Annotated in this window: 25 protein-coding genes; 9 read left to right on the plus strand and 16 right to left on the minus strand. The window is 59.4% G+C overall.

Annotation, left to right across the window (positions count from 1 at the left end):
• Positions 1-27 precede the first annotated feature (27 nt).
• A complete protein-coding gene (locus CKW38_RS10085; protein ID WP_095112666.1) occupies positions 28-1,227 on the plus strand; it encodes a glycosyltransferase family 1 protein in 1,200 nt (399 codons plus the stop codon).
• A 109-nt stretch (positions 1,228-1,336) separates the two neighbouring features.
• On the opposite strand, the gene CKW38_RS10090 is transcribed toward CKW38_RS10085, so the two are convergent.
• From CKW38_RS10090 to CKW38_RS10100, 3 genes are all read right to left on the minus strand, one after another.
• Complete coding sequence (locus CKW38_RS10090; protein WP_095112667.1) at positions 1,337-2,440, minus strand: NADH:flavin oxidoreductase; 1,104 nt, start codon at positions 2,438-2,440, stop codon at positions 1,337-1,339.
• Between the two features lie 195 nt (positions 2,441-2,635).
• The gene (locus tag CKW38_RS10095) at positions 2,636-3,118 is read right to left on the minus strand and encodes a glutathione peroxidase (RefSeq protein WP_007912363.1); all 483 of its coding nucleotides are present in this window, start codon (positions 3,116-3,118) and stop codon (positions 2,636-2,638) included.
• Positions 3,119-3,241: 123 nt separating this feature from the next.
• Positions 3,242-3,727, minus strand: coding sequence for a peptidylprolyl isomerase (locus CKW38_RS10100; RefSeq protein WP_007912368.1), 486 nt, complete (start codon positions 3,725-3,727; stop codon positions 3,242-3,244).
• Here CKW38_RS10100 and CKW38_RS10105 point away from each other — a divergent pair.
• Genes CKW38_RS10105 through CKW38_RS10115 form a run of 3 tightly spaced genes read left to right on the plus strand, consistent with a single transcriptional unit; the run spans position 3,696 to position 7,085 of the window.
• Entirely contained in the window at positions 3,696-4,022 is a 327-nt protein-coding gene (locus tag CKW38_RS10105; protein ID WP_081498742.1) for a DUF3565 domain-containing protein, read from the plus strand. The two genes, CKW38_RS10100 and CKW38_RS10105, sit on opposite strands and share 32 nt — an antisense overlap.
• Positions 4,023-4,082: 60 nt before the next feature.
• Entirely contained in the window at positions 4,083-6,182 is a 2,100-nt protein-coding gene (gene pta / locus CKW38_RS10110; RefSeq protein WP_007912369.1) for a phosphate acetyltransferase, read from the plus strand.
• Positions 6,183-7,085 (plus strand): acyltransferase, encoded by a 903-nt coding sequence (locus CKW38_RS10115; protein WP_095112668.1) that lies wholly within the window; start codon positions 6,183-6,185, stop codon positions 7,083-7,085.
• Positions 7,086-7,264: 179 nt separating this feature from the next.
• On the opposite strand, the gene cysN is transcribed toward CKW38_RS10115, so the two are convergent.
• The 3 genes from cysN to CKW38_RS10130 all read right to left on the minus strand — a co-directional run bounded on the left by cysN (position 7,265) and on the right by CKW38_RS10130 (position 11,099).
• Complete coding sequence (cysN, locus tag CKW38_RS10120) at positions 7,265-9,163, minus strand: sulfate adenylyltransferase subunit CysN (protein ID WP_095112669.1); 1,899 nt, start codon at positions 9,161-9,163, stop codon at positions 7,265-7,267.
• A 9-nt stretch (positions 9,164-9,172) separates the two neighbouring features.
• Complete coding sequence (gene cysD / locus CKW38_RS10125) at positions 9,173-10,090, minus strand: sulfate adenylyltransferase subunit CysD (RefSeq protein ID WP_007912374.1); 918 nt, start codon at positions 10,088-10,090, stop codon at positions 9,173-9,175.
• Between the two features lie 250 nt (positions 10,091-10,340).
• Positions 10,341-11,099, minus strand: coding sequence for a Nif3-like dinuclear metal center hexameric protein (locus tag CKW38_RS10130; RefSeq protein WP_095112670.1), 759 nt, complete (start codon positions 11,097-11,099; stop codon positions 10,341-10,343).
• A gap of 103 nt (positions 11,100-11,202) precedes the next feature.
• Between CKW38_RS10130 and algW the strand changes: the two genes are divergently transcribed.
• From algW to CKW38_RS10145, 3 genes are all read left to right on the plus strand, one after another.
• Positions 11,203-12,360 carry a Do family serine endopeptidase AlgW gene (gene algW, locus CKW38_RS10135; RefSeq protein ID WP_007912377.1) on the plus strand — a complete coding sequence of 386 codons (1,158 nt, stop codon included), beginning with the start codon at positions 11,203-11,205 and terminating at the stop codon, positions 12,358-12,360.
• 88 nt (positions 12,361-12,448) lie between these two features.
• Positions 12,449-14,554 carry a TonB-dependent siderophore receptor gene (locus CKW38_RS10140; RefSeq protein WP_095112671.1) on the plus strand — a complete coding sequence of 702 codons (2,106 nt, stop codon included), beginning with the start codon at positions 12,449-12,451 and terminating at the stop codon, positions 14,552-14,554.
• A 12-nt stretch (positions 14,555-14,566) separates the two neighbouring features.
• Positions 14,567-15,286, plus strand: coding sequence for a DUF4198 domain-containing protein (locus CKW38_RS10145; protein WP_095112672.1), 720 nt, complete (start codon positions 14,567-14,569; stop codon positions 15,284-15,286).
• A 193-nt stretch (positions 15,287-15,479) separates the two neighbouring features.
• On the opposite strand, the gene hisC is transcribed toward CKW38_RS10145, so the two are convergent.
• The 10 genes from hisC to CKW38_RS10195 all read right to left on the minus strand — a co-directional run bounded on the left by hisC (position 15,480) and on the right by CKW38_RS10195 (position 23,435).
• The gene (gene hisC, locus CKW38_RS10150; RefSeq protein WP_095112673.1) at positions 15,480-16,532 is read right to left on the minus strand and encodes a histidinol-phosphate transaminase; all 1,053 of its coding nucleotides are present in this window, start codon (positions 16,530-16,532) and stop codon (positions 15,480-15,482) included.
• A 3-nt stretch (positions 16,533-16,535) separates the two neighbouring features.
• Positions 16,536-17,873, minus strand: a complete 1,338-nt coding sequence (hisD, locus tag CKW38_RS10155) for a histidinol dehydrogenase (RefSeq protein WP_007912383.1) — start codon at positions 17,871-17,873, stop codon at positions 16,536-16,538.
• A 124-nt stretch (positions 17,874-17,997) separates the two neighbouring features.
• Positions 17,998-18,633, minus strand: a complete 636-nt coding sequence (hisG, locus tag CKW38_RS10160) for an ATP phosphoribosyltransferase (RefSeq protein WP_007912384.1) — start codon at positions 18,631-18,633, stop codon at positions 17,998-18,000.
• A 124-nt stretch (positions 18,634-18,757) separates the two neighbouring features.
• Positions 18,758-20,023 (minus strand): UDP-N-acetylglucosamine 1-carboxyvinyltransferase, encoded by a 1,266-nt coding sequence (gene murA, locus CKW38_RS10165; protein ID WP_007912385.1) that lies wholly within the window; start codon positions 20,021-20,023, stop codon positions 18,758-18,760.
• A 22-nt stretch (positions 20,024-20,045) separates the two neighbouring features.
• Positions 20,046-20,285 (minus strand): BolA family protein, encoded by a 240-nt coding sequence (locus CKW38_RS10170; RefSeq protein WP_007912386.1) that lies wholly within the window; start codon positions 20,283-20,285, stop codon positions 20,046-20,048.
• 115 nt (positions 20,286-20,400) lie between these two features.
• Entirely contained in the window at positions 20,401-20,706 is a 306-nt protein-coding gene (locus tag CKW38_RS10175) for a lipid asymmetry maintenance protein MlaB (protein WP_042704933.1), read from the minus strand.
• Positions 20,703-21,350, minus strand: a complete 648-nt coding sequence (locus tag CKW38_RS10180) for a phospholipid-binding protein MlaC (protein ID WP_095112674.1) — start codon at positions 21,348-21,350, stop codon at positions 20,703-20,705. Before CKW38_RS10180 ends, CKW38_RS10175 begins: the two co-directional genes overlap by 4 nt.
• 11 nt (positions 21,351-21,361) lie before the next feature.
• Entirely contained in the window at positions 21,362-21,829 is a 468-nt protein-coding gene (mlaD, locus tag CKW38_RS10185) for an outer membrane lipid asymmetry maintenance protein MlaD (protein WP_007912400.1), read from the minus strand.
• The gene (gene mlaE, locus CKW38_RS10190; protein WP_007912402.1) at positions 21,829-22,626 is read right to left on the minus strand and encodes a lipid asymmetry maintenance ABC transporter permease subunit MlaE; all 798 of its coding nucleotides are present in this window, start codon (positions 22,624-22,626) and stop codon (positions 21,829-21,831) included. Before mlaE ends, mlaD begins: the two co-directional genes overlap by 1 nt.
• Complete coding sequence (locus tag CKW38_RS10195) at positions 22,626-23,435, minus strand: ATP-binding cassette domain-containing protein (RefSeq protein ID WP_007912403.1); 810 nt, start codon at positions 23,433-23,435, stop codon at positions 22,626-22,628. The genes mlaE and CKW38_RS10195 overlap by 1 nt, the downstream gene beginning before the upstream one ends.
• 275 nt (positions 23,436-23,710) lie before the next feature.
• Between CKW38_RS10195 and CKW38_RS10200 the strand changes: the two genes are divergently transcribed.
• Positions 23,711-24,685: a KpsF/GutQ family sugar-phosphate isomerase gene (locus tag CKW38_RS10200; protein ID WP_007912405.1), complete on the plus strand. Its 975-nt coding sequence runs from the start codon at positions 23,711-23,713 to the stop codon at positions 24,683-24,685.
• On the plus strand, positions 24,685-25,209 hold the full coding sequence (locus CKW38_RS10205; RefSeq protein ID WP_095112675.1) for an HAD family hydrolase: 525 nt from the start codon (positions 24,685-24,687) through the stop codon (positions 25,207-25,209). Before CKW38_RS10200 ends, CKW38_RS10205 begins: the two co-directional genes overlap by 1 nt.
• The last annotated feature ends 4 nt before the right edge of the window (positions 25,210-25,213 follow it).

The raw sequence follows: 25,213 nt of genomic DNA on the forward strand, positions 1-25,213 counted from the left end.
CCATCATCCGAACGTCACAAGCACGACATGGCCTCAGTCGACACTGAGGCCATGACGACAGCTCTACACATCACCCTGATCAGCGAAACCTTTCCACCGGAAATCAACGGGGTGGCCAATACTCTTGGCCGCTTGTGCGATGGGCTGCGCGCGCGTGGCCACCAAGTGGAACTGGTGCGCCCGCGTCAGGCCGGTGATCCACAGCGCAGTGAAGATGACGCGTTGCTGTTGTGTCGCGGCTGGCCACTGCCGGGGTATCCGGGGCTGCAATGGGGTCAGTCGTCGATGCACAAGCTGCTGCGACGCTGGAAACGTCAGCGTCCCGATGTGCTGTACATCGCCACGGAAGGCCCACTCGGCTTATCGGCCCTGCGTGCGGCGCGGCGTTTGGGCATTTCGGTGGTCAGCGGGTTTCACACCAACTTTCAGCAATACACCAGTCAGTACGGCCTCGGACTGCTGACGCGAATGCTGACGCATTATTTGCGCTGGTTTCACAATCGCTCGGCCATGACTCTGGTGCCGAGCGTCAGCCAGCGACTGGAACTGGAGCGACGCCATTTCGAGCGCTTGGCGCTGTTGTCGCGCGGTGTCGACAGCCAGCTATTTCATCCAAGCAAACGGCTGAATGCCTTGCGTGAGCAATGGGGCCTGTCCGAGCAGGACATTGCGGTGATTCACGTAGGACGACTCGCGCCGGAGAAGAACCTTGGCCTGCTCAAACGCTGCTTCGAAAAACTGCGGGACACTTATCCACAGCGCAATCTGAAACTGATCGTGGTCGGCGACGGGCCGCAACGGCTAGCGCTGGAAAAGGATTTGCCCGAGGCGATTTTCTGCGGCTCACAGCGTGGTGAAGCGTTGGCGGCGCACTACGCGTCCGGCGATATATTTCTGTTTCCCAGCCTGACCGAAACCTTCGGCAATGTCGTGCTGGAGGCACTGGCCTCGGGACTTGGTGTGGTGGCTTACGATCAAGCTGCAGCGGCGCAGCATATTCGCCATGGTTACAACGGCGTGCTGGCGATGCCCGGTGATGAACAGGCGTTCTGCGAGGCGGCGGCGTGGTTGCTGGAAGAGGATGAGGCGTTGCGCTGCGTGCGTTTGAATGCGCGGCAGCATGCGAGCCGCCAGGGATGGCCGGCTGTTATCGAGCAGTTTGAAAAGCATTTGCGCGGGGCTTGTGTGGGGGAGCAAGTGGTGCCGAATGCGCAGACATTGCCTTGAATCCAGGCGACTTGGAGACCGCCATCGCGAGCAGGCTCACTCCTACAGGGGAAATGCATTCCAATTGTAGGAGTGTGCCTGCTCGCGATGGCGTCAGTAAGGGCGCTGGTTAAACCAGCGTCATCAACGCCTCACGGCTGAACGGCAAAATATCCTGTTCACGCCCTTCGCGGACTTTTTGCGCCCAATCCGGATCGACCAACAGCGCACGCCCCACCGCGACCAGATCGAATTCCTCTTTGTTCAAACGCTCCAGCAGGTTCTCCAGACTGGCCGGTTGCGCGACCTTGTCGGTGTTGACCATGAACTGCAGGAACTCGCCATCGAGACCGACGCTACCGACGGTGATGGTCGGCTTGCCGGTGAGCTTGCGGGTCCAGCCTGCCAGGTTCAGCTCGGAACCATCGAACTCCGGCTCCCAGAAACGCCGCGTCGAGCAGTGGAAAATATCCACACCGGCGTCGGACAACGGCTTGAGGAATTCGCCCAGTGCTTCTGGGGTTTGCACCAGACGCGCGGTGTAATCCTGCTGCTTCCACTGCGAGAAACGGAAGATGATCGGGAAACCTTCGCCAACGGCCGCACGCACCGCTTGAATCAGTTCGATGGCGAAGCGCGAACGGTTGGCCAGGCTGCCGCCGTATTCGTCGCTGCGCTGGTTGCTGCCTTCCCAGAAAAACTGGTCGATCAGGTAACCGTGCGCACCGTGGATTTCCACGCCGTCCATGCCGATGCTTTGTGCGTCTTTGGCCGCTTGAGCGAAGGCGGCGATTACGTCCTTGATGTCCTGTTGGGTCATGCCGTGCACCACGACCTGACCGTCCTTGAGTTTTTCCGACGGGCCGTAAGCCGGCACGCTGGCGTCCGGCTCGGTGCCGATGCGACGCACGCTGCCCACATGCCACAACTGCGGAACAATCTTGCCGCCTTCAGCGTGAACGGCGTCGACGACTTTCTTCCAGCCAGCCAATGGCGCGTCACCAAAGAACTGCGGCACGTTCGGGTAACCGTTGGAGGCGATGTGGCCGACGGTGGTGCCTTCGGTGATGATCAGGCCGACACCGGCCGCTGCGCGACGACGGTAGTACTCGATGACTTTCGAATTAGGCACGCCGCCCGGGGAGAAGGAGCGAGTCATCGGCGCCATGACCACGCGGGTCGGCAGTTCGAGGGCACCGAGGTGGAACGGTTTGAACAAGGCTTGAACGGGCATCGATGGGCTCCACAGAGAAGGCTTTATGACGGCGATAATATGGAGACGCGAACCCTTTGAACAGCACTATTGATTTGGGTGATTAAGGATTAAAAGACGCAAAGCAAAAGATCGCAGCCTTCGGCAGCTCCTACATGGGGTTTTGAGGTCTCCTGCAGGAGCTGCCGAAGGCTGCGATCTTTTGATCTTGCTGTTTCAGCTCAGCGCTTTTTCAATCGCATGCACAATGGTCGGATCATCCGGCGCCGTACGCGGCGAGAACCGCGCCAACACCCGGCCGTCCTTGCCGAGCAAAAACTTTTCGAAATTCCAGGTAATGTCACCGGGAAACTCCGCGCCCTCGCCCGCCAACAGACGGTAGAGCTGATGACGCTCGTGGCCGTTGACTTCGAGCTTGCTCGACAACGGAAACGTCACGCCATAGTTAAGGCTGCAGAAGTCCTGAATTTCTTTTTCAGAACCGGGTTCCTGACCGGCAAACTGGTTGCACGGCAGGCCCAGCACACTGAAGCCTTTGCCTTTGAATTGCTGATGGAGGTTTTCCAGCGCCGCGTACTGTGGGGTCAAGCCGCACTTGGAGGCGACGTTGACCACCAGCACGACTTGGCCCTTGAACGGCGCCAGCGGTAGCTCCTGGCCATCCAGGGCTGTCAACTTAAGGTCGTGAAAAGCACTCATGACGAACTCCAGGATTCCCATGTTCTACTCGAAACAGCCACTTGGCGAGGCCACCAAGGACAGCCGCGGACTAAAAAGGCGCCCGCAGGCGCCTCTCCAGTACTCGAAGCTTAGCGCAGAAAATCAGTGGTGATGGCCACCTTCGCCATGGACGTGGCCATGAGCGATTTCTTCCTGGCTGGCGTCACGGATGTCAACGATCTTCACTTTGAAGTTCAGGCGCTGACCGGCCAGTGGGTGGTTACCGTCGACAGTCACGTCGTCGCCGTCGAGGTCACGGATGGTGACGATTTGCATCTGGCCGTCCGGCGCCGAAGCGTGGAACTGCATGCCGACTTCCAGCTCGTCAACGCCTTCGAACATGCTGCGGCTCAGGGTGCTGACCAGCTCAGCAGCGTATTCACCGTAAGCGTCTTCCGGCTCAACGGAAACTTCCAGCTCGTCACCAACAGCTTTGCCTTCCAGCGCTTTTTCCAAGCCTGGAATGATGTTACCTGCGCCTTGCAGGTAGACCAGCGGAGCGCCGCCGGCGGAGCTGTCGATGACCTCACCAGCGTCGTTGGTCAGGGTATAGTCGATGGAGACAGCCTTATTGGCGGCGATCAGCATGGGGCGAGACCTTTTGCATAAGAATATAGAAAGGCCAAGTTTAGCGAAGCAAACGCGCGAAAGCGAACACAACCCGGACAAACGGGTTTCGACGATCGCAGGCTTCCATCAAGACGAAGAAGGCCATTGGGTGGCCGAGCTTTCCTGTGGCCACACCCAACACCTGCGCCATCAGCCGCCCTGGCAATCACGTGCCTGGGTGCTCGACCCGGCGCAACGTATTGAAAAAATAGGCCAACCCTTTGCCTGCGGTTGGTGCGCACAAGGCTCGGTTAGCGATAACCTTGGCGACTGAATTTCGGCAGATTGTCAGTAAAAGATGATCGCCATTGCCATGCACCCTTAGAGAATTCGCATGCAAACTTTTTTTATCGCGCCCACCGATTTTGGCGTGGGTCTGACCTCCATCAGCCTCGGGCTGGTGCGTACGCTGGAGCGAGCGGGCCTGAAAGTCGGCTTCTTCAAACCGATTGCGCAGCCGCACCCCGGCGACACCGGCCCTGAACGTTCCACCGAACTGGTGGCGCGCACACATGGCCTGAAACCACCGCAGCCGCTGGGCCTGGCCCACGTCGAGCGGATGCTTGGCGACGGTCAGCTCGATGAGTTGCTCGAAGAAATCATCACCCTGTATCAGCAAGCCGCCATCGGCAAAGACGTGCTGGTCGTCGAAGGCATGGTGCCGACCCGCAGCGCCAGCTACGCCGCGCGAGTCAACCTGCACCTGGCCAAGAGCCTCGATGCCGAGGTGATTCTGGTTTCGGCGCCGGAAAACGAAGTACTTGCCGAGCTGTCCGGTCGCGTCGAGTTGCAGGCGCAATTGTTCGGTGGGCCGAAAGACCCGAAAGTCCTCGGCGTGATCCTCAACAAGGTCAAGACCGACGAGAGCATGGACGCCTTCGCCACGCGTCTGAAAGAGCATTCGCCGTTGCTGCGCAGCGGTGATTTCCGTCTGCTTGGCTGCATTCCGTTCCAGCCTGAACTCAACGCACCACGCACCCGTGACGTCGCCGACCTGATGGGCGCGCAAGTGCTCAATGCCGGTGACTACGAAACCCGGCGCATGACCAAAATCATCATTTGCGCACGGACCATGCGCAACACAGTCGAGCTGCTCAAGCCCGGCGTGCTGGTGGTGACACCGGGTGATCGCGACGACATCATCCTCGCCGTCAGCCTGGCGGCGATCAACGGCGTGCCGCTGGCCGGTCTGCTGCTGACCAGCGACACCTTGCCTGATCCACGCATCATGGACTTGTGCCAAGGCGCGTTGCAGGCCGGTTTGCCGGTGTTGTCGGTGAGCACCGGCTCTTACGATACCGCCAACCTGCTCAACGGCCTGAACAAGGAAATCCCCATCGACGACCGCGAGCGTGCGGAAATCATCACTGATTTTGTCGCCAGCCATCTCGACGCCAAGTGGCTGCACCAGCGTTGCGGCACGCCACGGGAAATGCGCCTGTCGCCCGCCGTATTCCGCTATCAGTTGATTCAGCGCGCGCAGGCGGCGAACAAGCGCATAGTCCTGCCCGAAGGCAGCGAGCCGTTCACCGTGCAAGCGGCGGCGATCTGTCAGGAACGCGGGATTGCCCGTTGCGTGTTGCTGGCCAAACCTGCAGACGTCGAAGCGGTCGCTCGCGCCCAAGGCATCGTGCTGCCGCCGGGGCTGGAGATTCTCGATCCGGATTTGATCCGCGAGCGCTACGTCGAGCCGATGGTCGCCCTGCGCAAAACCAAAAGCCTCAATGCACCAATGGCCGAGCAGCAGCTGGAAGACACCGTGGTGATCGGCACCATGATGCTTGCACTGGATGAAGTCGACGGCCTGGTCTCGGGCGTGATCAACACCACCGCCAATACCATCCGCCCGGCCCTGCAGTTGATCAAGACTGCCCCGGGCTGCACGCTGGTGTCGTCGGTGTTCTTCATGCTCTTCCCGGAGGAAGTGCTGGTTTACGGTGACTGCGTGATGAATCCGCACCCGAGCGCCAGCGAACTGGCCGAGATCGCCCTGCAAAGCGCTGACTCGGCGGCGGCATTCGGCATCACTCCGCGTGTGGCGATGATCAGCTACTCCAGCGGCGAATCGGCCACCGGCGAAGAAGTCGAGAAAGTCCGCGAAGCCACCCTGCTCGCCCACGAACAACAGCATTCACTGCTGATCGACGGCCCGCTGCAATACGACGCTGCTGCCAACGCCGACGTGGCCCGGCAACTGGCGCCGAACAGTCAGGTGGCCGGCCGCGCCACGGTGTTTGTGTTCCCCGATCTGAACACCGGCAACACCACGCACAAAGCCGTGCAACGCAGCGCCGATTGCGTCAGCCTCGGGCCGATGCTGCAAGGCCTGCGCAAACCAGTGAATGACTTGCCGCGCGGCGCGCAGGTCGATGACATCGTCTACACCATCGCCCTCACCGCGATTCAAGCCGCCAACCGACCTATGGATGTGTAAATGCTGGATTTTCTACCTGCACCGTTGCGCGGCGTGATTGCCTCGCTGCTGTTGGCACTTAATACGATTCTGCTGTGCTCGTTTCTGTTCTGCGTGGCGCTGATCAAAGTGTTGCCGTTCGATTTCGCCCGGCGAGCTTCGCTCTGGCTGATGAGCCATACCCATGAAGCGTGGATCAGCAACAACAAGGGCTGGATGAACCTGGTGCGCCGCACGCGCTGGCACATCAGCGGTTTGCAAGGCCTCGACTATCAACACTCATATCTGATCACCAGCAACCACCAGAGCTGGGTCGATATTCTGGTGCTGCAATACGTGCTCAACCGCCGTATTCAGCCGCTGAAATTCTTCCTCAAACAGGAACTGATCTGGGTACCGGTGATCGGTCTGGCCTGGTGGGCGCTGGGCTTTCCGTTCATGAAACGCTACTCCAAGACGTACCTGGCCAAGCACCCGGAGAAGAAAGGCAAAGACCTGGAAACCACCCGTAAGACTTGCGCGAAGTTTCGTAATAACCCGGTGGGAATTTTCAACTTCGTCGAAGGTACGCGGTTCACTGAAGGCAAGCATGCGCAGCAGCAGTCGCCGTTCAAATACCTGCTCAAGCCCAAGGCTGGCGGAATTGCGTTTGTGCTGGATGCGATGGGTGAACAGCTGGAGTCGATCGTCAACGTGACGATCCACTACCCGGCCGGGCGTCCCGGGTTCTGGGACCTGCTGTGCGGCAATGTGCGCGATGTAGTGGTGCACTTTGAGGAGCTGAAGATTCCGCAGCAGTTCATTGGCAAGAATTACGATCAGGACGGCGAATATCGATTGCAGTTTCAGGGCTGGATCAATCAGCTGTGGCTGGACAAGGATGCGCTGCTGGAACAGATGCACCGCGAATATCCAGCGAATTAAAGATCAAAAGATCGCAGCCTTCGGCAGCTCCTACAGGGTGTACGCCGATCCAATGCAGGAGCTGCCGAAGGCTGCGATCTTTTGACACTCTCAAAGCGACAAAAAAGCCCGCCGATGATCACTCATCGGCGGGCTTTTTCTTGCAGCTTGAAGCTAGAAGCCAGTCGCTGCTTCAGTGCTTAGATCGCGCCACGCTTGCGCAGCAGATCCAGCACTTGCTTGACGCTCTCTTCCACACTCAGCGTCTGCGTGTCGATCACCAGATCGGCATTCAGCGGTACGTCGTACGGGAAGGATTCGCCCGGGATGTTGTCGCCAGCGGCGGCATACAGACCTTGCGGATCACGCTCGGCGCACACGGCCGGCGAGGCCTGTACGTAGACCGTCAGCAGACGATCCTTGCCGATCAGATCCTTGGCTTGCTCACGCCCTTCAGCGCTTGGCGCGACGAACGAGGCCAAGGTCAGCAGACCCGCTTCGTTGAACTGACGCGCGACGTGCGCGGCACGACGCCAATTCTCGGTGCGACCGGCGCGATCCTGTGGCAGGCCTTTGTTCAGGTCCTGACGCAGGTTCTGGCCATCCAGCACAAACACCGCACGGCCCATGTCGAACAGCTTGCGCTCGACCGCGTAAGCCAGCGTGCTCTTGCCCGCCCCCGACAGGCCGCTGAACAGCACAGTGGCCGGTTGCTGACCGAAGCGCTGAGCGCGTTCTTCAGTGGCAACATGCGCCAGTTTGCCGTGATGGGTGGCGGTACCGTGGGTCACTGGCTGCGCGACGATCATGCCGGCGCCAACGGTACCGTTGGTCAAACGGTCGATGATGATGAACGCGCCGGTGGTGCGGTTGCTTTCGTAACCGTCGAGGGCGATCGGCGCGTCGAGCGCGATCTTCACCTTGCCGATTTCGTTGAGCTGCAACGCGCTCGCCGGGCCTTCTTCGAGGGTGTTGACGTCGACCTTGTTGACGATGCTGGCGATCGAGCCCGGCACGTAACTGGTGGCGCGTTTGATGTCGTATTTCTTGCCAGGCAGCATCGGCTCTTCAGCCATCCACACCAGCATCGCTTCGAAGCTGTCGGTGACCGGCGGCACGTTGTCGGCATGCACCAGCAGGTCGCCACGGGAGATGTCGATTTCGTCTTCCATGGTCAACGTTACCGCCTGACCTGGACCTGCGTGTTCCAGCTCACCTTCGAAGGTAACGATGGATTTCACGCGGCTACTCTTGCCCGACGGCAGCACCACGACTTCGTCGCCCTTGTGCACGATGCCGCTGGCCAGGGTGCCGGCGAAACCACGGAAGTTCAGGTTCGGACGGTTGACGTACTGCACCGGGAAACGCAGATCGGTGAAGTTGCGGTCGCCCGCGACTTCCACGGTCTCGAGGATTTCCATCAGCGACTGGCCGGTGTACCACGGCGAGCGCTCGGACTTGTTCACCACGTTGTCGCCCTTGAGGGCAGACATCGGCACGAAGTGCATGCTGGTCGGCTTCATCTTCAAGCCTTCGGCGAACTTCAGGTAGTCAGCCTTGATCGACTCGAACACGCCTTCATCGAAGTCCTTCAAGTCCATCTTGTTGATGGCGACGACGATGTGTTTGATCCCCAGCAACGAAGCGATAAAGCTGTGGCGACGGGTCTGGGTCTGCACGCCGTAACGCGCGTCGACCAAAATGATCGCCAGGTCACAGGTGGAGGCACCGGTGGCCATGTTGCGGGTGTACTGCTCATGGCCGGGCGTGTCGGCGATGATGAATTTGCGTTTGGCGGTGGAGAAATAGCGGTAGGCGACATCGATGGTGATGCCCTGCTCACGCTCGGCCTGCAGGCCGTCAACCAGCAACGCCAGGTCGATGTCATCACCGGTGGTGCCGACTTTCTTCGAATCGCGGGTAATCGCTTCGAGGTGATCTTCGTAGATCATCTTCGAGTCGTGCAGCAGGCGCCCGATCAGGGTGCTCTTGCCGTCATCGACGTTACCGCAGGTCAAAAAGCGCAGCAGTTCCTTACGTTCGTGCTGGCCCAGGTAGGCGAGGATGTCCTCGCTGATCAAATCAGATACGTGCGACATGACAGCCCCTTAGAAATAGCCTTGACGTTTTTTATCTTCCATCGAGCCGGCGCCATCGTGGTCGATGACTCGGCCCTGGCGCTCGGAAGTTCGCGTCAGGAGCATTTCTTGAATGATGTCCGTGAGGCTTTCGGCCTCGGACTCCACGGCGCCCGTCAACGGGTAGCAGCCAAGGGTGCGGAAACGCACTTTCTTTTTGACGATGCGCGCTTTGTCTTCATCGGACAGGTGCTCGAGGATGCGCTCGTCGTCGATCATGATCAGCGTGCCGTTCTTCTCGATCACTTCGCGTTCGGCGGCGAAGTACAACGGCACAATCGGGATGCCTTCGAGGTAGATGTACTGCCAGATGTCCAGTTCGGTCCAGTTCGACAGCGGGAATACGCGGATCGATTCGCCCTTGTTGACCTTGCCGTTGTAGACGTTCCACAGCTCGGGACGCTGATTTTTCGGGTCCCAGCGGTGCTTGCTGTCGCGGAACGAGTACACGCGCTCTTTGGCACGGGATTTCTCTTCATCGCGACGGGCGCCGCCGAAGGCTGCGTCGAAACCATGCTTGTCGAGTGCCTGTTTCAGGCCTTCGGTTTTCATGATGTCGGTGTGCTTGGCACTGCCGTGGGTGAACGGGTTGATGTTCTGCGCCACGCCATCGGGGTTGATGTGGGTGATCAGGTCCAGGCCCAGTTCTTCGACCATCTTGTCGCGGAACTTGTACATCTCCTGGAATTTCCAGCGGGTGTCGACGTGCATCACCGGAAACGGCAGTTTGCCCGGAAAGAACGCCTTGCGTGCCAGGTGCAGCATCACGGCGGAGTCTTTACCGATGGAGTACAGCATCACCGGGTTATCGAACTCGGCGGCCACCTCGCGGATGATGTGGATGCTTTCCGCCTCCAGCTGTTTCAGATGCGTCAGTTTGTCGACCATGGCTACTCACGAAAACTTTCTTATGAACGGCCAGCGGGCCGTGTTCGAGCGGGGAATCCTAGCACAGCGGCCTCTTCTAATCAGGACGCCAACTAGATCGAAAGGGTATATGAATATGCCTACCAGTTCGGCCGATGCCCCCCCTGTAGGAGTGAGCCTGCTCGCGATAGCTTTGTCACATTCGACATAACGGTGACTGACACTCCGCTATCGCGAGCAGGCTCACTCCTACAGGGGATTTGCGGTGGATTCAGATCGGATTCGGGCAGTCGATGAAGATGTGTTCGACGGCAAAGCGTTTTGCCAGGTAGTCGCCCAGCGCCTGTACGCCATAGCGCTCGGTGGCGTGGTGGCCGGCGGCAATGAAGCTGATGTCGTTCTCGCGGGCGCTGTGGAAGGTCTGTTCGGAAGCCTCACCGCTCAGATAGAGATCGACGCCTGCGGCGACGGCTTGATCGATATAGCCCTGACCGCCGCCGGTGCACCAGCCGACCCGGCGGATCATCGGATTACCTTCAATCAGCAATGGTTCGCGGCCCATGACTTCTTGCACCTTGCGGGCGAAATCGCGCGCGGTCATCGGTTCTTTCAAAGACCCGACCAGACCAACGATTTTAAGATTATCCGGATCCAGCGGGCCTTCAACAGTGATGTCCAATTGCCGAGCAAGCTGCACGTTATTGCCGACATCAGGATGCAAATCCAGCGGCAAGTGGTAAGCGAGCAGACTGATGTCGTGCTTGAGCAAGGTCTTCAGTCGACGCTGCTTCATGCCAGTGATGCAAGGGTTCTCGCCCTTCCAGAAGTAACCGTGGTGCACCAGCACCAGATCGGCCCCGGCCTCGACGGCGGCATCCAGCAAGGCCTGACTGGCCGTGACGCCGCTGACGATGCGCATCACTTGCGGACGGCCCTCGACCTGCAATCCATTCGGGCAATAATCGGCAATTTTCGCACTGCCGAGGTAACGGTCGGCTTCTTCGACGAGGGTGCTGAGGGCAACGGCCATGAAAGACTCCTAAATATCCCGTTCAGAGGCGCGCGCGGCCTCGTATAATGCGCGACATTATGGGCGGTCTGACCCCGCCTGCAACTCTTCCAGGACGTGCTTAATGCTCAAGGCGCTGCGTTTTATGGGCTGGCCACTGTTGGCCGGCGTGCTTATCGCTCTGTTGATTATTCAGCGTTACCCGCAGTGGGTCGGGCTGCCGAGCCTCGACGTCAACCTGCAACAGGCCCCGCAAACCACCAGCGTGCAGCAGGGGCCGGTGTCCTATGCCGATGCGGTAACTATCGCAGCGCCCTCGGTGGTCAATCTGTACACCACCAAAGTCATCAACAAACCGGCGCATCCGCTGTTTGAAGATCCGCAGTTCCGCCGCTTCTTTGGTGATAACTCGCCAAAGCAGAAACGCATGGAATCGAGCCTCGGCTCCGGCGTGATCATGAGCCCGGAAGGCTACATCCTCACCAACAACCACGTGACCAGCGGCGCCGATCAGATTGTGGTCGCCCTGAAGGACGGCCGTGAAACTCTCGCCCGCGTGATCGGCAGTGATCCGGAAACCGACCTCGCGGTGTTGAAGATCGACCTGAAAACCCTGCCGGCGATCACGGTCGGCCGTTCCGACAACATCCGCATCGGCGACGTCGCGCTGGCCATCGGTAACCCGTTTGGCGTCGGCCAGACCGTGACCATGGGCATCATCAGCGCCACCGGGCGTAATCAGTTGGGCCTGAACAACTACGAAGACTTTATCCAGACCGACGCGGCGATCAACCCGGGCAACTCCGGCGGCGCACTGGTCGATGCCAACGGCAACCTCACCGGCATCAACACGGCGATTTTCTCCAAGTCCGGCGGCTCGCAAGGCATTGGCTTTGCGATCCCGGTGAAACTGGCGATGGAAGTGATGAAGTCGATCATTGAGCACGGTCAGGTGATTCGTGGCTGGCTGGGGATTGAAGTGCAACCGCTGACGCAGGAACTGGCCGAGTCGTTCGGTTTGTCCGGGCGCCCGGGGATTGTCGTCGCGGGGATCTTCCGCGATGGCCCGGCGCAGAAGGCAGGCCTGCAGTTGGGTGACGTGATTCTGAGTATCGATGGCGAGCCGGCCGGCGATGGTCGCCGTTCGATGAACCAGGTCGCGCGGATCAAGCCGACCGACAAAGTGACGATTCAGGTGATGCGCAACGGCAAAGAGATCAAGCTCACCGCTGAAATCGGCCTGCGTCCGCCACCGGCACCGGTGAAAGAAAAAGAAGAATAAAACTTTGCTCGCGCGGAATGCGCGGATAAAAGACATTCTCAACAGACATGTTATATTGTTTCAATTCTAAGAATTGGAACAACATAACATGTCGTCTCGAACAAAGGCTTCCCTGCTCGGCCTGAGCCTCGGCTTGCTGGTCGAGCCCGCCTTCGCCGAAGAACCCGAACCGATTGAACTCGACGCCATCAGCGTCATTTCCGACTATGAATCGCCGACCGGACCGGTCAAGGGATACCGCGCTACGCGCTCATCCAGCGCGACCAAGACCGACACGGCGATCCGCGATATCCCGCAGGCGATCAGCGTGGTGCCCGCCAGCGTGCTCAAGGATCTGGGCAGCATCAGTGTCGAGCGCGCACTGGATTTTGCCGGCGGTGTATCGAAGCAGAACAACTTCGGTGGCCTGACGCTATACGAATACAGCGTGCGCGGCTTCACCACTTCGGAGCTCTACAAGGACGGTTTCAGCGCCAATCGCGGTTATCCGAGCACACCCGACGCGGCCAGCATCGAGCGCATCGAAGTGCTCAAAGGCCCCGCCGCCAGTCTGTATGGCCGAGGCGATCCCGGCGGCACGGTAAACATCGTCACCAAGAAACCGCAGCCCGAAGCGTTCACCACCCTGCAAACCAGCGCCGGCAGTTGGGACCGTTATCGCACCGCACTGGACGTCAACACGCCGCTGGATGATCAGGGTGATGTGCTGTCGCGGATCAATCTCGCGGTCGAAGATAACAATAGCTTTCGCGATCACGTCGACAGCAAACGCGTGTTCGTTGCGCCCTCGATCAGTTGGCAATTGAACCCGGACACGTCGCTATTGGTGGAAAGCGAAATCGTCCGTCACAGCTCGACGTTCGATCGCGGCATCGTCGCGCCCAACAACAAATGGAGCGGTGTTTCGCGTTCGACTTTCCTCGGCGAACCCAATGACGGCAACATCGACAATCACAACAATCTTCTTCAAGCCACGCTGGAGCATCACCTCAACGACAGCTGGAAACTGCGCCTGGCCAGCCACTACAAGGAAGGCAAACTCTGGGGCGACGCCTCGGAACAACGGGCACTGAACGCCGACGGCCACACGGTCAACCGTCGCTTGCGCGAACGCGATACAAGTTGGCACGACAGCATCACCCAACTGGAATTGCGCGGTCTGTTCGACCTCGGTCCTTGGCAGCATGAACTGCTGATCGGCACCGAGTATGAAAACTTCCGCAAGAACGAACGCGTCACCACCATTGCCGGCGGCCCTTACGCCATCGACATCTATAAGCCGATCTACGGCCAGCCAAAACCCAATGGCGCACGCTCGGGCACTGACTTCTTCGAACAGGTCGAAAGTCATGCGCTGAACCTGCAGGATCAGATCGTCTTCACCGACAAATTGCGCGGAATGATCGGCGCACGTTTCGAACATTTCGACCAGCACATCGACGATCACAGCCGTAACGCCAAGAGCAGTCAGCGCCATGACGCCCTCACCCAGCGCGCCGGCCTGCTCTATCAACTGACGCCGAACACCGGCCTGTTCGCCAACGCCTCGACCTCGTTCAAACCGAACAATGGCCTAGATGCCTCCGGCAAATCCTTCGATCCGGAAGAAGGCGTCGGTTACGAAGTCGGGATCAAGAACGAGCTGTTTGACGAGCGCCTGAGCAGCACCCTCGCCTTCTTCCACATCGACAAGGAAAACGTCCTCGCCCTCGACCCGGCCAGCGACACCAGCCGCGCGATGGGCAAGGCGCGCAGTCGCGGTTTCGACCTGCAAGTCACCGGGCAAGTGACTGACGCAGTGCGGGTGATCGGCGCGTTCGCTTACATCGACGCCGAAGTGACCCAGGGTGACGCGGCAATTCCCACCGGCAGCCGCATCCTCGGCGTGGCCAAGCGCAGCGGCAGCCTGCTTGGGGTTTACGAGTTTCAGGATGGCCATTTGCGCGGCTCGGACGTCGGCGCAGCGTTTACCTATGTCGGCGACCGCTCGGGAGAGTCCGGCAGCGACTTCGAACTTCCGGCGTATCACACCGTCGACCTGCTCGCGCATTACAAGGCCAGCGACAAGGTCACCGTCGGCCTCAATCTGAACAACCTTTTCGACGAAAAGTATTACGAGCGCTCCTACAGCAACTACTGGGTCAACCCCGGCGAGCCGCGCAACTTCACCGTCAGCCTGACACTCAATCTGTAAAAGGACGTCACCATGCAATACGACAAAACCCTTGTGCTCATCGCCGCGCTGTTCGCAGGCGAAGTCTCGGCTCATGGCCTATGGACCGAAGAGCGTCGCGGCAATATCGAAGTGGTCTACGGTCATGGTGCCGAGGACAACGCGTTCAAAGCGCAGAAGATCAGAGGTGCCTGGGCCTACGACGTTGCCGGCAAGATGATTCCGGTGAGCGTCGAGCGCCTGGCGGATCATGCTCGCCTGGAACCTTTGAAGTCGCCGGCGGTGATGGCCGTGGCATTGAACAATGGCATGTGGTCGCAAACGGCCGACAAGAAGTGGGTCAACGAAGGCCGCAGCAAAGTGCCGGGCGCTGTCGGGGCAACGGAGACGTTCAAGTACAGCCTGGCGATTTATCAGCCGGGTGCGAAGTTGCCGAAACTCGATCAGATCAAACTGCTGATTCTGCCGGAGGTTGATCCGCTGACGATTGGGCCGGGCAAGTCATTACCGGTGCGGGTGTTGCTCGATGGCAAACCGGCGGCTGGGGTGAAGTTGATTGGTGATTACCGCAGCGCGCCGAACACATTGAGCACCGAGACTGACAAGGATGGTCGGGCGCAGGTGTTGGTGAGGAATGAAGGGTTGAATGTGATTGCGGCGCAGGTTGAGGTGCCGGTGAAGGACAGTGTGGATGTGGATAGTCGTGGGTTGTTCAGTTCGCTAACATTCCTTGGCGAACCGCATCACGAATAAAAGCACACCCTCACCCCAGCCCTCTCCCGGAGGGAGAGGGGGCCGACCGAGTTGTCTTGCGAAGTACGTCGACCTGAAAGACCGAGTCGATTATGGATTCGGTACAGCACTTTCACGTCGACGAAGCTCTGCAATATCCCCCAATCAGTCCCCTCTCCCTCTGGGAGAGGGCTAGGGTGAGGGGCTCTTGCTTTTATAGATCGCCAAGCCCATCGATCAGCGCCTGATTCTGCTCCGGCGTGCCAATCGAAATCCGCAAAAACTGCGCAATCCGCTCCTGCTTGAAGTGCCGCACAATCACACCCTGCTCGCGCAATTTAGCCGCCAGCCCCGCCGCATCATGCTGCGGGTGCCGGGCGAAGATGAAGTTGGCCGCCGACGGCAATACTTCAAAACCCTTGGCCTGCAACTGTGCAATCACCCACTCACGGCTCTCGATCACCAGACGGCAAGTCTTGCCGAAATGCTCGCGATCTTCGAACGCCGCTGCCGCACCGACAATCGCCAGACGATCCAGCGGATAAGAGTTGAAGCTGTTCTTGATCCGCTCTAACGCCTCGATCAAATCCGGATGCCCAACCGCCAGACCAACGCGCAAACCCGCCAGCGAACGCGACTTGGACAGGGTTTGCGTCACCAGCAGGTTCGGATAACGGTCCACCAGACTGATCGCGGTTTCGCCGCCGAAGTCGATATAGGCCTCGTCTACGACCACCACCGAATCCGGGCTGGCCTTGAGGATTTGCTCGACCGCGTCCAGCGCCAGCAGGCATCCGGTGGGCGCGTTCGGGTTAGGGAAGATGATCCCGCCATTTGGCTTGGCATAGTCTGCCGGGTCGATCTGGAACTGCGCATCCAGCGGGACCGCATCAAACTCGATGCCGTACAAACCGCAATACACCGGATAGAAGCTGTAGCTGATGTCGGGGAACAACAGCGGCTTATCGTGTTGCAGCAAGCCGTGAAAAATGTGCGCGAGCACTTCATCCGAACCGTTGCCGAGGAACACCTGATTGCTCTGCACACCGTAATACTGGGCGACGGCGGTTTTCAGCAGGTCGCTGTTCGGGTCCGGGTACAGACGCAGGTTGTCATTCAGTTCGGTCTGCATCGCTGCCAAGGCTTTTGGCGACGGGCCGTACGGGTTTTCATTGGTGTTGAGCTTGACCAGTTTGGTCAGCTTCGGTTGTTCGCCCGGCACGTAGGGCACCAGATCCTTGACGAACGGGCTCCAGAATTTACTCATCGCTCAGTTCCCCTGCCCTTTTAGAAAGTCTTCGTCTTTGATGCGGTATTCGGCACTGCGTGCGTGGGCGCTCAGCGATTCTCCACGGGCCAATACCGATGCCGTTTTACCCAGCTCGGAAGCGCCGGCCTCGGAGCAGAAAATGATCGACGAACGCTTCTGGAAGTCATACACACCCAGCGGCGAGGAGAAGCGCGCGGTGCCGGAGGTCGGCAGCACGTGGTTCGGGCCAGCGCAGTAGTCGCCCAGCGCTTCGGAAGTGTGACGGCCCATGAAGATCGCGCCAGCATGGCGGATCTGCGGCAGCCAGGCTTGCGGGTCAGCGACCGAAAGCTCCAAGTGTTCCGGGGCAATACGGTTGGCGACTTCGATCGCTTGCGCCATGTCCTTCACGTGAATCAGCGCACCGCGGCCATTGATCGAGGTTTCGATGATGGTCGCGCGGTCCATGGTCGGCAGCAGTTTATCGATGCTCGCGGCGACCTTGTCGAGGAACTCGGCGTCCGGGCTGACCAGAATCGCCTGGGCGTCTTCGTCGTGCTCGGCTTGCGAGAACAGGTCCATGGCGATCCAGTCCGGATCGGTCTGACCGTCGCAGACCACGAGAATTTCCGAAGGGCCGGCGATCATGTCGATGCCGACCTGACCGAATACGTGACGCTTGGCCGTGGCGACATAGATGTTGCCCGGGCCAACGACTTTGTCGACTTGCGGCACGCTTTCGGTGCCATAGGCCAGCGCCGCAACGGCTTGCGCGCCGCCGATGGTGAACACCCGGTCGACGCCGGCGATGCACGCAGCCGCCAGCACCAGCTCATTGATTTCACCGCGTGGCGTCGGCACCACCATGACCACTTCGGTCACGCCGGCGACCTTGGCCGGAATCGCGTTCATCAATACCGACGACGGATACGACGCCTTGCCCCCCGGCACGTACAGACCGGCGCGATCCAGCGGCGTGACCTTCTGGCCCAGTACAGTGCCGTCAGCTTCGGTGTAACTCCACGAATCCTGCTTCTGTTTTTCGTGGTAGCTGCGCACACGAGCGGCGGCTTTTTCCAGTGCTTCGCGCTGGGCCACGGTGATGCGCGTGAGCGCCAGTTCCAGGCGCTCACGCGGCAGAATCAGATCGGCCATCGAAGCGACTTCGAGGCCGTCGAACTTCTGGGTGAACTCGACCAGCGCCGCGTCACCGCGTTCGCGCACAGCCTTGATGATGTCCAGCACGCGCTGATTGACCGAGTCGTCAGACACACTTTCCCAGCTCAGCAGATGATCCAGATGATGCGCGAAATCCGGGTCAGCAGCGTTGAGTCGGCGAATTGCAGTCGGTGCGGTCATAGCGAGAGCCTCATAGGAATGGCAAAAACTCAGGCGCCCGAAACTATCATTCGATCCGCTTGGGCACCTGAGAATTCTGGCTATGAGGCGGATAGACGGCGCGACTTGGGGTCGCGCAGGTAAATCAGCCGCGGTGTCGCGATTCCACTGCGTTGCGCAGGGTATCGATCAACGCCTGGATTCGGGCGTGTTGCATTTTCATCGAAGCCTTGTTGACCACCAGGCGCGAGCTGATCGTGGCGATCAGTTCCTGAGGTTCCAGGCCGTTGGCGCGCAGAGTGTTGCCGGTGTCGACCACGTCGATGATCTTGTCAGCGAGACCGATCAGCGGTGCCAGCTCCATCGAGCCGTACAGCTTGATGATGTCGACCTGACGGCCCTGCTCGGCGTAGTAGCGCTTGGCGACGTTGACGAACTTGGTCGCCACGCGCAGACGGCCCTTGGGCTCAGGCGCGCCGATCTTGCCGGCGGTCATCAGCTTGCACTGGGCGATCTGCAGATCCAGTGGCTCGTACAGGCCCTGGCCGGTGTATTCCATCAACACGTCTTTACCGGCAACGCCGAGGTCTGCCGCGCCATGCTCGACGTAAGTCGGCACATCGGTGGCACGCACGATCAGCAGACGAACGTCGTCTTGCGTCGTGGGGATGATCAGCTTGCGGCTCTTGTCCGGATTCTCGGTCGGCACGATGCCCGCTTCGGCGAGAAGCGGCAGGGTGTCGTCAAGGATGCGGCCCTTGGACAGTGCGATGGTCAACATGGGAAACGTCAGTCCTTATCAAGGTACTCATGTCCGGTCGCAATCGGCGCCGGACACACATCGAGCCGGAAACCGGCTCGACTCTTAAAATCAGTGGACACGTCCCTGTGTCCCAATCCAGCAATCAGCCCGGAACGCGACGGATCTTGGCGCCCAGCATCTGCAGTTTTTCTTCGATGCACTCGTAACCACGGTCGATGTGGTAGATGCGGTCGATCAGCGTGTCACCTTCGGCAACCAGTGCCGAGATCACCAGGCTGGCCGAAGCACGCAGGTCGGTGGCCATTACTGGCGCGCCCTTGAGGACTTCAGTACCGGTAACGATGGCAGTGTTGCCTTCGACCTGAATCTTGGCGCCCATGCGGTGCAACTCGTACACGTGCATGAAACGGTTTTCGAAGATCGTCTCGATTACCGCACCGGTGCCTTCGGCAATGGCGTTGAGCGAGATGAACTGCGCCTGCATGTCGGTCGGGAATGCAGGGTACGGCGCGGTGCGCACGTTGACTGCTTTCGGACGCTTGCCGTGCATGTTCAGCTCGATCCAGTCTTCACCGCAGGTGATTTCTGCGCCGGCTTCACGGAGTTTTTCCAGAACGGCTTCGAGGATGGTCGGATCGGTGTCCTTGACCTTGACGCGGCCGCCGGTCACAGCGGCAGCGACCAGGTAGGTACCGGTTTCGATACGGTCAGGCATGACTTTATAGAAAGCCGAACCCAGACGCTCGACGCCATCGATGGTGATGGTGTCGGTACCGGCGCCGGAAACCTTGGCGCCCATGGCGTTGAGGAAGTTCGCCAGGTCAACCACTTCAGGTTCACGTGCGGCGTTCTGCAACACGCTGCGGCCCTTGGCCAGAGCAGCGGCCATCATGATGTTCTCGGTACCGGTCACGCTGACGGTGTCGAAGAAGAAGTGCGCACCGCGCAGGCCACCTTCAGGGGCCTTGGCCTTGATGTAGCCGCCTTCGACGTCGATGACCGCGCCCATGGCTTCGAGGCCACGGATGTGCAGGTCGACCGGACGCGAACCGATGGCGCAACCGCCAGGCAGTGCCACTTCGGCTTCACCGAAACGGGCAACCATCGGGCCCAGTACCAGGATCGAGGCACGCATGGTTTTCACCAGTTCGTACGGCGCGATCAGGGTCTTGATGGTGCGCGGGTCGATTTCGACGCTGAGCTTCTCGTCGATCACCGGCTCAATGCCCATGCGACCGAACAGCTCGATCATGGTGGTGATGTCGTGCAGGTGCGGCAGGTTGCCAACGGTCACCGGGCCATCGCACAGCAGGGTGGCAGCCAGGATCGGCAGGGCAGAGTTTTTTGCGCCGGAAATGCGGATCTCGCCATCAAGACGAGCGCCACCGGTAATAATCAATTTATCCATAAGAATCTCGACGCCCTTAGGCTCAGGTGCGCTCGGCCCAGGCCGCGCTGCTGAAAAATTTCATAGTGACCGCATGGATGCTGCCATCGGTGATCCATGGGTTCAAATGGGCATAGATCTGCTGCTGACGCTTCACCGGGCTCAACGCCGCCAGTTCATCGCTAATCACGTTCAGCTGGAAATTGCAGCCTTCGCCCTCAACTTCTACCAACGTTCCGGGCAGCTTTCCTTCAAGGAAGCTCTTCACTTCTACGGCCTGCATGCTCAACCTCAATCGGCGCCCTGTGCGCACGGGTCGGACATCATACAAAAAAGCCCCGCGCCTGCGAACCCCGCATGGCAGGACTCTGACGGGGGGCTTCTTTATAGATGTGGGTTCAGGGGTGCGCCAACAGTTCGGTCAGTTCACTGACCTGAGCAATTTCGCGCATGTCTTCGGGCATCGCACGGATGCTGACAGCCTTGCCGGCCGCATTCGCATCGCGCATGAAGCACAGCAGCAACGACAAACCGACGCTGCTGGACTTCTTCACCGCCGAGCAATCGATCACCAGCGAAGCAGCCTTGCTGGACTTGATTAGCGCCTGGCCTTCCTTGCGCAGGTCGGCACCGGTGCGATAGTCCAGCACGCCACTGAGCAGAAGCTCGTCGACATCACTCATACGAACTGCGGCCTCATTCATTGCGCGGGGTTCTTTTCGGTGGCTTCCTTGGCCTTGGCCACTTCCCCGGCCCAACCATTGATGGTCTTGTCCAGATCGTTGCCATTGCGCTGCATCGCGTCGGCGAACTGATCACGGAACAGCTTGCCGATGTTGATGCCGTTGATGATCACGTTGCGCAGTTTCCACTCGCCGTTGATCTTCTCGAGCGTGTACTGCACAGGATAGATCGCGCCGCTGCTGCCCTTGACGGTCATGTTGACGCTGGTGCGATCGCCCGATTCGTCCTTGGCAGGATCAACGGTGATGCCCTGATTGTTGTACTCAAGCAAGGCGTTGCCGTAGAACTGAAACAGGCCTTTTTTGAAGTTTTCCTGGAAGGTCTGCATCTGCGCCGGCGTGGCCTTGCGCGAATACTTGACCGTCATGATGCTCTTGGAAATGCCTTCGGCATCCACTACCGGCCCGACGATGTTGTTAAGCGCCGTGTAGAAATCGGTCGGGTCCTGCCTGTATTTCTCTTTGTTGGCAGCCAGGTCGGCCAGCAACCGGGTGGTCGTGTCCTGAACCAGATCATGTGCCGAAGTCGCAGCAGCCACGGCGTTACCCATCAACGGCAAGGCCGCCAACAGCACCAACAGGCTGCGTCGCAAGATAGAGATCATTCAAAAGCTCCTCATTTGGCGTCTTTGCTAACGGTATTGAGCAGGAATTTACCGATCAGGTCTTCCAGTACCAGTGACGACTGGGTGTCGTGGATGGTTCCGCCATCCTTCAGCGGCTTGTCTTCACCACCTACGCTGATACCGATGTACTTCTCGCCCAGCAGACCAGCGGTCAGGATAGACGCTGTGGAGTCGGTCGGCAGGTTGTCGACCTTTTTATCCACTTGCAGGGTGACCCGACCGGTGAAGCTGTCGCGATCCAGATCGATTGCCGTGACCTTGCCGATGGTCACACCGGCCATGGTCACTTTGGCTCTGACCGTCAAACCGGCGATATTGTCAAAGTAGGCATACAGTTTATAGGTGTCGGTGGTCGACGTCGGAGACAGACCACTGACCCGCAAAGCAAGCAGCAACAAAGCCAGGATCCCTGCCAGCAGGAACAGGCCGACACCGATTTCCAGGGTGCGGTTTTGCATCAGAAATCTCCAAACATCAAAGCGGTCAGAATAAAGTCCAGGCCGAGCACTGCCAGCGAGGCAAACACCACGGTCTTGGTGGTGGCACGGCTGATCCCCTCGGAAGTGGGCTCACAGTCGTAGCCTTGGAATACGGCGATCCAGGTCACTACAAAGGCGAAAACAATACTTTTGATCACGCCATTGAGCACGTCACTGGTGAAATTCACGCTGTTCTGCATGTTTGCCCAATAAGAGCCTTCATACACACCCAGCCAGTCGACAGCCACCCACGAACCGCCCCAGATGCCCACCACGCTGAAAATCATCGCCAGCACTGGCAGGGAAATGAAGCCGGCCCACAGGCGCGGGGCAATGATGTACTTGAGCGGATCGACGCCGATCATTTCCAGGCTGGAAAGCTGTTCGGTGGACTTCATGTTGCCGATCTCTGCCGTCAACGCCGAACCGGCACGACCGGCGAACAACAACGCTGTCACCACCGGGCCGAGTTCACGCAACAGGGTCAGCGCAACCATCTGCCCCACGGCCTGTTCCGAACCATAGCTCGACAGAATGCTGAAGCCCTGCAGCGCCAGCACCATGCCGATGAAGATCCCGGAAACGACGATGATCACCAGCGACATCACGCCGACTGAATGCAGTTGCTTGACCAGAAGGCTGAAGCCACCGCTGATCCCGCCACGCCCCAGCAAGGCATGAAACAGAAACAGCGTCGCACGACCGAACACCGCGACGGCGTCGATCGCCGCCTCGCCGAACCGGCGCACGCGTTCTATTAATGAAATTCTGCGCATCAGCGCTTCCCCAGAAGATCTGCGCGGTAATCCGTCGCTGGAAAATGGTACGGCACCGGGCCATCGGGATCGCCGGTCATGAACTGACGGATCCGCGGCTCGTCCGAGTTCATCAACTCGTCCGGCGTACCCTGACCCAGCACCTGACCATCACCGACGACATAGATATAGTCAGCGATGCTCGCGGTTTCAGCCAGATCGTGGGACACCACGATACTGGTGATCCCCAGAGCATCATTGAGCAGACGGATCAGACGGACCAACACGCCCATGGCGATCGGATCCTGCCCGACGAACGGTTCGTCGTACATGAGGATCTGCGGATCGAGCGCAATCGCCCGCGCCAGTGCGACACGGCGCTTCATGCCACCGGACAGCTCATCCGGCATCAATTCGATGGCACCGCGCAGACCGACCGCCTGCAATTTGAGCAGGACGATGTCGCGGATCATTTCTTCCGGCAAATCGGTATGAACACGCAGTGGGAAAGCGACGTTCTCGAACACATCGAGATCGGTGAACAGCGCGCCGCTTTGAAACAGCACACCCATGTGCTTTCGCGCATCGAACAGATCGCTGCGCGAAAGCGCAGGCAGGTTCTGGCCGTTGACCCAGACTTCGCCGCTGGCAGGGCGCAATTGTGCACCCATCAATCGCAGCAGCGTGGTCTTGCCACACCCGGAAGGTCCCATGATGCCGGTGACCTTGCCGCGCGGGATGCGAATATCGACGTTATTGAAAATGCTGCGCGCACCGCGCTTGAAGGAGACTCCCTTCAGCTCGACCGCGTAGGCGTTATCGGCACTCATCTAAACTCCTTGCGATGCAGCCTCTCACTCGGACGCCTGTCTTTACTTAAAAAGCACGTACATCCCGGGCAGGCCGAACTGGCGGCGAACTATATCACTGCAAAGGCTAAGCGCCCAAGGCTTGTACCAGCCTGTGTTCGGCGATATGACAGGTGCGCAGGCTCTTTTGCCGGCTTTTGGTAACGAGGAATGACAAAGCACGACGAACTTGCGTGAGCCTTTGCAACATAACCGCTATAATCGCCGCCTTTTCATCGGGCTATACGATTTCTGACATGAGCCAATCCAGCGACCTGATTCAATCGGCACAACGCACCATCCAACTCGAAGTGGAAGCCGTACAAGGCTTGCTGCCCCATATCGACGCCGATTTCGTACGTGCTTGCGAGATGATTCTGGCCAGTAAAGGCCGTGTGGTCGTGGTTGGCATGGGCAAATCCGGGCACATCGGCAACAAGATTGCCGCGACCCTGGCCAGCACCGGCACCCCTGCATTTTTCGTGCACCCGGCCGAGGCCAGCCATGGCGACATGGGCATGATCACCCGCGACGACGTGATCCTGGCCCTGTCGAACTCCGGCTCGACCAATGAAATCGTGACTTTGCTGCCGTTGATCAAACGTCTGGGCATCCAGTTGATCAGCGTCACCGGCAACCCGCAATCGCCGCTGGCCAAGGCGGCCGAAGTCAATCTCAACGTTCACGTCGAACACGAAGCCTGCCCGCTGAACCTGGCACCGACCTCGTCGACGACCGCAGCACTGGTCATGGGCGACGCGCTGGCCGTGGCACTGCTGGAAGCACGCGGCTTCACCGCCGAAGATTTCGCTTTCTCGCACCCGGGTGGCGCCCTCGGCCGTCGCCTGCTGCTGAAAGTGGAAAACGTCATGCACGCCGGACAAGAGTTGCCGCAAGTCCAACGCGGCACGCTGCTCAAAGACGCATTGATGGAAATGACCCGTAAAGGTCTGGGCATGACCGTTATCCTTGAAACGGACGGTAAACTCGCCGGGATCTTCACCGACGGCGACTTGCGCCGCACGCTGGATCGCAGCATCGACATCCGCAGCGCCACCATCGACCAGGTAATGACGGCCCACGGCAAGACTGCCCGCCCGGAAATGCTGGCCGCCGAAGCCCTGAAAATCATGGAAGATCACCGAATCAACGCATTGGTAGTCGTAGACGAGGAAGATCGCCCGGTCGGCGCCTTCAACCTCTCCGATCTGCTGCGCGCAGGAGTCATGTAATGAGCAACGATCTGCTGCAACGCGGCAAAGCGATCAAACTGGCGGTTTTCGACGTCGACGGCGTTCTCACCGACGGTCGCCTGTACTTCCTTGAAGACGGCAGCGAGTTCAAGACCTTCAACACCCTCGACGGTCAAGGCATCAAAATGCTGATGAACGCCGGCGTGCAGACCGCTATCATCAGCGGCCGCAAGACACCCGTCGTTGAACGTCGAGCGAAAAACCTGGGGATTCCCCACCTGTTTCAGGGCCGCGAAGACAAATTGGTTGTTCTCGACGGTCTGCTTGAGCAACTGGGCCTAAGCTATGAAGAAGTCGCTTACCTCGGTGACGATCTGCCCGATCTGCCGGTGATTCGCCGTGTTGGTCTGGGCATGGCCGTAGCCAACGCCGCCGATTTCGTCCGCGAACACGCCCATGGCGTAACCCACGCCCGTGGTGGCGAAGGGGCCGCCCGCGAATTCTGCGAATTGATCCTGCGCGCCCAGGGCCGCCTCGATGCGGCCAACGCCGCGTACCTGTGAGCCA

The organism is Pseudomonas sp. Irchel 3H7 (assembly GCF_900187605.1).
Classification (GTDB): Bacteria; Pseudomonadota; Gammaproteobacteria; order Pseudomonadales; family Pseudomonadaceae; genus Aquipseudomonas.